Genomic DNA, 7,719 nt, shown 5'->3' on the forward strand with positions numbered 1-7,719 from the left:
AGCATGCACAATGGAGTACCTGTGACCACCAAGCCGAAAATTCCTGCTATTGAACTCAAAGATCTGCAATTCTGGTATCGCGCCGGTGCTTGGCAATTGTCATTACCGGCAGTAACACTTGAACATGGCCAACATTTATTTATACAAGGCGCTTCAGGCTCGGGTAAAACGACCTTGTTAAACTTGCTGGCGGGCATCACAGCACCCAGTGCCGGAGAATTATGGGTGCAAGGCCATGCCATGCATCAACTTAGCGCAGCAAAGCGCGATAAGCTGCGAGCCAGTCAAATTGGTGTGGTGTTTCAACAGCTCAATTTAATTCCTTATCTTTCAGTTTTAGATAACGTACTGTTACGCGCCACTTTTGCGGGTCAAGCGGCTATTACTTTACAGCAACGTGCCATCGATTTATTAAGGGCGCTAGGACTCACCGATGATTTACAGCGGCAGCGTGCCAGTGCTTTAAGTGTTGGCCAACAGCAACGGGTGGCCATTGCGCGCGCCTTGTTAACGCAACCCGCTTTGTTAATCGCTGACGAGCCGACTTCGGCGCTGGATGCGAATAATCGCGATGCCTTTATGCAAGTACTGTTAACCGAAGCGGATAAGTGTGCAACAACAGTCATTTTTGTTAGCCATGATCAGCAACTCAAGCGCTATTTTAACTTCGAGTTATCGATGGCTGATTTGGCCAAAGGAGTGGTGGCATGTTAATCAAACTGGCACGTCTGAGTTTATGGAACCGGAAAGGCACAGCGTTAATGACCTTATTGTCGCTAACGCTCAGTTTAGTGTTGCTATTAGGCATCGAACATATTCGCAAAGAAGCGCGCAGCAGCTTTACTAATACCGTATCGGGTACGGATTTAATTGTGGGGGCGCGCTCCGGGCAATTAAATTTATTGTTGTATTCGGTCTTTAGAATTGGCAATGCTACCGCAAATGTCAGTTGGGCAACCTATGAGCGTATTGCTAAGCATCCACAAATTAGTTGGACCATCCCGCTAGCCCTGGGTGACTCGCATCGAGGTTATCGTGTGCTAGGCACAAATCAAAGTTACTTTGAGCATTATCGCTATGCCAACCAGCAAGGTTTAAGCTTTGCTGCTGGCGAGCAATTTGCAGGCGTTTACGAGGCGGTATTGGGGGCAGAAGTCGCTAAACAATTAGGCTATCAGCTAGGACAAGAAATCACGCTGGCGCATGGTGTAGGCGCCGTCAGTTTCTCTGAGCATAAAGATAAGCCTTTTGTGATTAAAGGTATCTTAGCGGCCACGGGCACACCGGTTGATCAAACCGTGCATATTAGCCTTGAGGGCATAGAAGCGATACATATCGATTGGCAGCAAGGTGCGCCAATGCCCGGGCGTAAAATTAGCGCTGAACAAACCTTAGAAATGGATTTAACCCCAAAGGCGTTAACGGCTTTTATGGTGGGGCTTAATTCAAGAATGGCCACTTTTGTTGTGCAGCGGCAAATTAATGAGTTTCGTGGTGAGCCGTTAACCGCCATTTTACCCGGCGTGGCTTTAGCTGAACTGTGGCAAATGCTCAGTATGGTTGAGAATATTTTGTTGTTAATCACGCTCATGGTGCTTGCTGCCGGTTTAGTTGGCATGATGACAACTTTACTGGCATCGATGCGCGAGCGGCAGCGTGAAGTGGCCATCTTACGTGCGGTAGGGGCGAGCCCGTGGTATGTTTTTTGGTTAATTCAATTAGAAGTGCTGTTATTAACCCTAGTTGCTATGTTGTTGTCGGCAGCGGTCTTGTTGTTAACGTTATTTGGTGTGCAAGATTGGCTAGCAGCACATTATGGCCTGTTTATCAGCGTGATGCCCTTTAGCACCGAAACGTTGTACTGGGCAGCCAGCATTTTAGCGGCAGCCAGTGTCTTGGCGTGCATTCCGGCATTTGTGGCCTATCGAAAAGCCTTAACCGATGGTTTAAGCGTAAAATTATAAGGTTTAACATGAAGTTATTTATGGTGTATTTGGGTGGTACCGCTCCGGGCGCGAATATTGAAGTGCATGATATACGCTTTGTGGTCGGTGACAGTATTAAAGATACTTATCCGCAGTTACGGCAGCAATGGTTTGGTGAGGCTAAAGGCCTACACCTAGACAGCTATTTAGAAGTGCATGATATTGATGGTTATCACATCACGTTGGTTGCCGAGCCGGTGCAGCAAGCGCAAAAGCTTTATTTTGTTAACTTTGGTGGCTATTACCCAGCGCAAATGGCAGAGCAGCACGAGTTTATGCTGTGTGTGGCAAGCTCTGCGGCTGAAGCTAAAAAGCGTGCCAAGGCGGCATTACTGATTAAAGCACAAAGCCCACATAAAGACGATTTACTGGAACTGGATGACTTGATTCAGCTCGATCAGCTGCAAGGTTACTATATTGAGTTACAACCGAGCGGGGTTAATCAAGCACAGCAGCCGGACTGGTTTGGTTATGAGGTGATTGGCTAAGCTCAGTAGGTGCCTCACCTTTTAGCGTTAACCAAATCCAATTGAGGGTAGCTGAAAGCTCTAATTTACGCGGTAAGCGTAATGAGGTTTCAGCTGCTTGCTCGGCCACCACAAAACTAAAAGCATAATTTTGTTGCTGTCCCATGCGCAGATCGGTTAACACAATTTGCTGTTGTTGCTGCTCTAAGGCATAAAAGCCATGGCTGAAACTGGCTAGCTTTTGCACGTCAGGATGCAAAGCATATTGCTCAAGCAAACGAGGATCTTGTTCAAAACGAACCAATTCAATGGTGGCTTCCTTTTCGAGTAATGAATAAAACCCTTCGTAATAGGCTTCATCCGTTCGGATCAACACGCGCCAAAGTAGCGTATTTAACGCGGTAGGTTGCACCAACAATTTCGTGGAGTGGTCATAAACCTCCGTTAATTGGCTTTTCACTACACCGGTTACATGTTGTTGCGCCGCCACACTCCACAACAGATAACAGCTTGAAAAGACTAATCCTGCCGTATTGGCCGCGAGTAGTGTTTTACCTTTGAGTAATACCCAAATAACGCCAAGTAATAGCGGTAAGGTATACAAGGGATCAATAATAAAGATACTGCCAACACCATACGGATAGTCAGAAAAGGGTAGCGCAAGCTGTGTCCCATAGATGGTCATGGTGTCGAGTAGTGGATGGGTGATCAATACCAGCCACAAGCCGAGTAACCAATGTTTGTAGTGGGCCATTTCATTATGAATGCGACAAACGAGCAGCGCGAGCAAAGGAGAGAATAAGGTTAGATAAAACAAAGAATGACTAAAACCGCGATGCTGTACCATATTGCTAAGGTCATCGCCGTAATCGATTAAAACATCTAAATCAGGCAGTGTTCCGGCAATAGCGCCCCATAGGGCGGCTTTTTTAATTGAGGTGTGTTTACCCACTACTGCAACAGCGACCGCTGAACCCAGTGCTATTTGAGATAGTGAATCCATATAAACAAGATGCTCATTAAAAAGGTTTAGGGGTGTTAAGCGTTATAATGCTCAAAAGAGCCATGTCGTAACTGTGCCGCAAGAACTCGCCATAACTCTCGATAATCATCACAAAGTGTATGTATACACTTATCAATGTCTAGGTAATAGGCTGCACGTTTGCCATTTAGTTCAATCGGATTACTGATTTGCTGAAACTGAAACCCAACACGATTGAGCATTCGCGCTAAAGCGGGGGCAACCGCTACATAGGCATGCTTTAAATTTAATAAGCGTGCTTGCTCTAAGGCTGCGAGGTATAAACCGGCAGAGATGTAGCGATAGTGTGTTTGAGTATCGGTATCTGATACTGCAGCAACTTGTGACAAAATGGGGTTTTGTTGGCTTTGAATATTTCTTCTAAATGAAGCGGCAACCGCTAAACGAGAAAACTCACTCACGGCTTCACGATCAAAAGCGCTGGGTATTAAGTCAGGCTGGGTGAATTCGTCTTTGAAATAATGTTCAATAGGCAGCAGTTCAGTGTCGTTGTTTGACGCAATTAACCGTAAAGTACCCGCAGATTCACCCGTTCTACGATGTTGTAATAAGCAGTGAATAGAACGGCGGTCATAATGATCTAACTCTAAACCTGAGGGTCTGACAGGTTCATAAGCTAATTCTTCACAGTAGACTTGATGCCTTAAGCGGAAAACGCGGTCTCGATCTTCGCGGCTGAAGGCTTTTTTAAGCTCAAAATCTTGGCTAAAACAGGCGGTCCAATGTAAGTTGTGTGGTGCTTTTGCTGTAACAGTTGAAACACACTGTTCAGTCGGCGCGACAACAGCCTGATTATTTTGATACATAGCAAAAACCCTAAATGCGGCAAAAGTGTTTATTTTTTACAGCAGTTATACGTTCATTGGGTGAAAAGACTTAACACACCTGAATAAAAACATGCCGCGAGTCAACTACTATGCCGACAAGATGCCGCGAGATCAATGCAGAACAGCTGTTTTTTTACCAGTATGAGCAGGATTTTACTTAATATAATGAAATATCTAATTAAATATTTTTAAGCTGAAAACGGGATCTGCTGTAACTATGTTAGAAATAGCTTAATAAAATTATTTTAAGGTTAACTTATGCTGAATCGCGCTGCAAAATCTGCAGTTATATTGCAAAAAAGCACTTTTAGTGGGAAAGCTCAGTACCACAGAATGTTGCTACAGAGATGAAAAACGGCGCTTAAAAAGCGCCGTATTCAATGGGGTGGAGCTGGAAGGGCACCGGTTTGGTGTTTATTATAGTAGCCAAATCAGTTCCTCAATAGCTTAAGTAAGCTTCCTAGGGTTTATGCTTGCGCAGGAACTACGGAGTTCTATTTGTCAGAAGCTAGCAGATAGTCGTTTGACACGTATTTTTTACAGCAAGCTAGGACATTTCCAATCTCTGTTAATGCCTCTTAATAGTAGATTTTAATCAATAATCATCCCAATAAGGGGGGTCTCCAAAATAAGAGCTCATAAAATCGAGAAAGACACGTAGCTTTGGCGCCAGAAGTTTCCGATGAGGGTAAACTGCATATAAGCTCATCGCATCCACTTCAATGTCATTTAACATGGTTTTGAGCTTGCCTTGTTTTAGTGCTTCACCCACGATAAAAGTTGGTTGTAGAATATACCCTTCACCAGCAGTAGCTGCTGCCGTCAATATCTGACCATTGTTTGCAGTCAATCCTACTTGATTATTCTGTGAATTAGCGCGTAATACCCTCATGAGTGGGTGGTTGGATGAGGCGTAATCCGTGTAGCTGTAATGTAAGAAATGCGAGCTGTTCAATTCATCAGGCTGGCTGGGATTTCCGTACTTTTCAATGTATGAAGGGGCTGCGCAAAGCACAAGTTTTATTGGCGCTATTTTTTTTGCAATTAATGATGAGCTTTTTAAGTTCCCAATTCTCAGAGCTACATCAAACCCTTCTTCGATGACATCCACCTTACGATCACTCAACTCTAGGTTAACACCCACTTCCGGATACTTTTTTTTGAAATCCCGTATGAGGGGTGCAAGGTGCAATGTTGAAAAGTCTACTGGCGCACTGATTTGTAATAGACCTTTTGCAGTACTTTGCAACTCACCAAAGTGGTTTTCCATGTCATGAACACTCTCCAGAATATGCATGGCATGATGTAAACACTGTTCACCTTCTTGGGTTAAGTGAACGCGCCGAGTTGTTCGGTTAAACAGTCTTACGCCAAGCTGATCCTCAAGCTGCGATACATATTTACTTACTAGTTGATTTGATGTCTCTAGTTTCTCAGCAGCTTTGGTAAAGCTGCCTAGCTCTGCCACGGTAACAAACGCTTTCATTGTGTCTAATCGATCCATAGATAAATTCTATATTACAAATGATATGTTGATAATTATTCCATAATATCATTATTTATCCATTTTTATGTTGTTAGTAGTATAGATCTCAACCTGATTGAGGTGGTCAGCTCGGTCAGTCTTCAATAATTACTTAGAGAGGGATTCCATGATGAACAAGCAAACTATACATAATATATTGAAATCAGATGCAGGCGTTGCTGCGTTAGCTTTAAGAGTACCTGTTGGGATTATCCTAGCTGCTCATGGTGCACAGAAATTGTTTGGCTGGTTTGGCGGTTATGGTCTTGAAGGTACTGGGCAATGGTTGGAAAGTATCGGATTGGCGCCAGGGTATTTGATGGCCCTCTTGGCAGGTAGCGCAGAATTCTTTGGTGGAATAGCCTTGATTCTTGGCTTGTTAACCAGACCTGCTGCAGCGGTAAGTGCTTTTACTATGTTAGTGGCCATTTTTAGCGTGCACTTTGAGCATGGTCTTTTCTTATCAAACAATGGATATGAATTTGCTCTTGCTTTGTTAGCTGCAACAGTAGCGCTAACCATTCAAGGAGCTGGAAGCTATGCAGTGGATAATGCCATAACAAAAACGTAGTTGGTTGTGCTTCAAAAGATAATCTTTCGCTCTAAAAGCAAGCTGCTTGATTTTTATCAGTAGTGCCTTTCTGTGTAGCAGGAAGGCCATTTCTATGGAGGTATTAGCCAATGTTAGTCAATGGTGTTTGGCAAGAGAACTGGCAACCAGTTCAAAATAAGGATGAAAAAGGTCGCTTCATACGACAAACATCTTCATTTCGAAATTGGATTACACCCGATGGTTCTCCCGGCATAACTGGTGAGGGTGGTTTTAAAGCGGAGGTTAATCGATATCACTTGTACGTTGCTTATATTTGTCCTTGGGCAAGCCGCACCTTAATGGCGAGAGTCTTAAAAGGTTTGGAAGATATTATTTCTGTTTCAGTGGTTAATCCCAAACTCATGGATCAAGGGTGGCAGTTTGGTGGCTTTAAAGATAGTGACCATGATGATCTAAATGGGGCGACCTATTTACATGAGCTATACACCGAAGTCACACCAGATTTTACTGGCCGAGCAACCGTACCTGTTTTATGGGATAAAAAAACACAGACTATCGTAAATAATGAGTCAGCGGATATTGTTCGAATGTTTAATACCGCGTTTGTTGAGATTGTTGGCGAAGGTTTGGATTTGGTACCTAGGGCGTTAGAGGGGCAAATTGATGTGTTCAACGACTATATATATTCCAATCTCAATAACGGTGTTTATGAGGCAGGTTTTGCGTCCACTCAAGAAGCTTATGAAGAGGCTTATGAAAAAGTATTTACGGCACTCGACTCGATGGAACAAAAGCTAGCAGATGGGCGTAAATTCCTTTTAGGTGAAGCATTCACTGAGTCAGATATACGTTTATTTGCGACCCTGATCCGATTCGATGTTGCTTATTACGGGCTATTCAAATGTAATCGAAACATGATCAAAGAGATGCCAAAGCTCCATGCTTATATGTATCGCATTTTGTCGATGGAGGGCATTGAGAGCACCGTCAATATTGAACACATAAAGGCAGGTTATTACTCGATAAAGGCGCTGAACCCAATGGGAATTGTTCCTGTAGGCCCTTGGTTTTAAAACTAACCGGAATTTATATGAAATCGAAACGAAGTATTGTCTACCTTTCTCATGGCGGCGGCCCCATGCCGCTATTGGGAGATCCTGATCATGACGAAATGATCAAAACTCTCAAAGAAATCGCTGCGTATTTCGGTTTGTCCGGCCACCTGTTCCGGTTTCATCCGGCCAGGCGTTTCGGTGTGATCCGGCCAGCATGATCTGACCTTCGTTTATGTTCTCTTTTTACCCGACTTCTTCTCCCTGA

At 43.9% G+C, this 7,719-nt stretch carries 9 protein-coding genes; 6 read left to right on the top strand and 3 right to left on the bottom strand.

The annotated features are described in order from the left end of the window. Positions 1 to 21: 21 nt before the first annotated feature. The 3 genes from LMJ53_RS13105 to LMJ53_RS13115 are packed head-to-tail and all read left to right on the top strand — an operon-like array spanning position 22 to position 2,473. On the top strand, positions 22 to 714 hold the full coding sequence (locus LMJ53_RS13105; protein ID WP_229586921.1) for an ABC transporter ATP-binding protein: 693 nt from the start codon (positions 22 to 24) through the stop codon (positions 712 to 714). Beyond that, positions 708 to 1,964 (top strand): ABC transporter permease, encoded by a 1,257-nt coding sequence (locus LMJ53_RS13110; RefSeq protein ID WP_229586929.1) that lies wholly within the window; start codon positions 708 to 710, stop codon positions 1,962 to 1,964. The genes LMJ53_RS13105 and LMJ53_RS13110 overlap by 7 nt, the downstream gene beginning before the upstream one ends. A gap of 8 nt (positions 1,965 to 1,972) precedes the next feature. Next, positions 1,973 to 2,473, top strand: coding sequence for a DUF1543 domain-containing protein (locus LMJ53_RS13115; protein WP_229586931.1), 501 nt, complete (start codon positions 1,973 to 1,975; stop codon positions 2,471 to 2,473). On the opposite strand, the gene LMJ53_RS13120 is transcribed toward LMJ53_RS13115, so the two are convergent. The 3 genes from LMJ53_RS13120 to LMJ53_RS13130 form a co-directional block, all read right to left on the bottom strand. Then, entirely contained in the window at positions 2,424 to 3,455 is a 1,032-nt protein-coding gene (locus LMJ53_RS13120; RefSeq protein WP_229586953.1) for a metal-dependent hydrolase, read from the bottom strand. The genes LMJ53_RS13115 and LMJ53_RS13120 overlap by 50 nt on opposite strands. A gap of 35 nt (positions 3,456 to 3,490) precedes the next feature. Then, complete coding sequence (locus LMJ53_RS13125; protein ID WP_229586963.1) at positions 3,491 to 4,300, bottom strand: PEP-CTERM/exosortase system-associated acyltransferase; 810 nt, start codon at positions 4,298 to 4,300, stop codon at positions 3,491 to 3,493. Between the two features lie 616 nt (positions 4,301 to 4,916). Continuing rightward, entirely contained in the window at positions 4,917 to 5,825 is a 909-nt protein-coding gene (locus LMJ53_RS13130; protein WP_229586965.1) for a LysR family transcriptional regulator, read from the bottom strand. A gap of 151 nt (positions 5,826 to 5,976) precedes the next feature. Between LMJ53_RS13130 and LMJ53_RS13135 the strand changes: the two genes are divergently transcribed. From LMJ53_RS13135 to LMJ53_RS13145, 3 genes are all read left to right on the top strand, one after another. Continuing rightward, positions 5,977 to 6,417 (top strand): DoxX family protein, encoded by a 441-nt coding sequence (locus tag LMJ53_RS13135; protein ID WP_229587006.1) that lies wholly within the window; start codon positions 5,977 to 5,979, stop codon positions 6,415 to 6,417. 110 nt (positions 6,418 to 6,527) lie between these two features. After that, positions 6,528 to 7,472: a glutathione S-transferase family protein gene (locus tag LMJ53_RS13140; RefSeq protein ID WP_229586990.1), complete on the top strand. Its 945-nt coding sequence runs from the start codon at positions 6,528 to 6,530 to the stop codon at positions 7,470 to 7,472. Positions 7,473 to 7,489: 17 nt separating this feature from the next. Continuing rightward, a complete protein-coding gene (locus tag LMJ53_RS13145) occupies positions 7,490 to 7,672 on the top strand; it encodes a hypothetical protein (RefSeq protein ID WP_229586998.1) in 183 nt (60 codons plus the stop codon). Positions 7,673 to 7,719: the final 47 nt, after the last annotated feature.

Origin of the sequence: Rheinheimera sp. UJ51 (genome assembly GCF_020819615.1) — a bacterium.
Classification (GTDB): domain Bacteria; phylum Pseudomonadota; class Gammaproteobacteria; order Enterobacterales; family Alteromonadaceae; genus Alishewanella; species Alishewanella maricola.

Bases quoted from the DNA above. Each gene is read 5' to 3' on its own strand.
- LMJ53_RS13140 (WP_229586990.1), top strand. From the start codon at position 6,528: ATGTTAGTCAATGGTGTTTGGCAAGAGAACTGGCAACCAGTTCAAAAT.
- LMJ53_RS13125 (WP_229586963.1), bottom strand. From the start codon at position 4,300: ATGTATCAAAATAATCAGGCTGTTGTCGCGCCGACTGAACAGTGTGTT.
- LMJ53_RS13145 (WP_229586998.1), top strand. From the start codon at position 7,490: ATGAAATCGAAACGAAGTATTGTCTACCTTTCTCATGGCGGCGGCCCC.
- LMJ53_RS13110 (WP_229586929.1), top strand. From the start codon at position 708: ATGTTAATCAAACTGGCACGTCTGAGTTTATGGAACCGGAAAGGCACA.
- LMJ53_RS13135 (WP_229587006.1), top strand. From the start codon at position 5,977: ATGAACAAGCAAACTATACATAATATATTGAAATCAGATGCAGGCGTT.
- LMJ53_RS13115 (WP_229586931.1), top strand. From the start codon at position 1,973: ATGAAGTTATTTATGGTGTATTTGGGTGGTACCGCTCCGGGCGCGAAT.
- LMJ53_RS13130 (WP_229586965.1), bottom strand. From the start codon at position 5,825: ATGGATCGATTAGACACAATGAAAGCGTTTGTTACCGTGGCAGAGCTA.
- LMJ53_RS13120 (WP_229586953.1), bottom strand. From the start codon at position 3,455: ATGGATTCACTATCTCAAATAGCACTGGGTTCAGCGGTCGCTGTTGCA.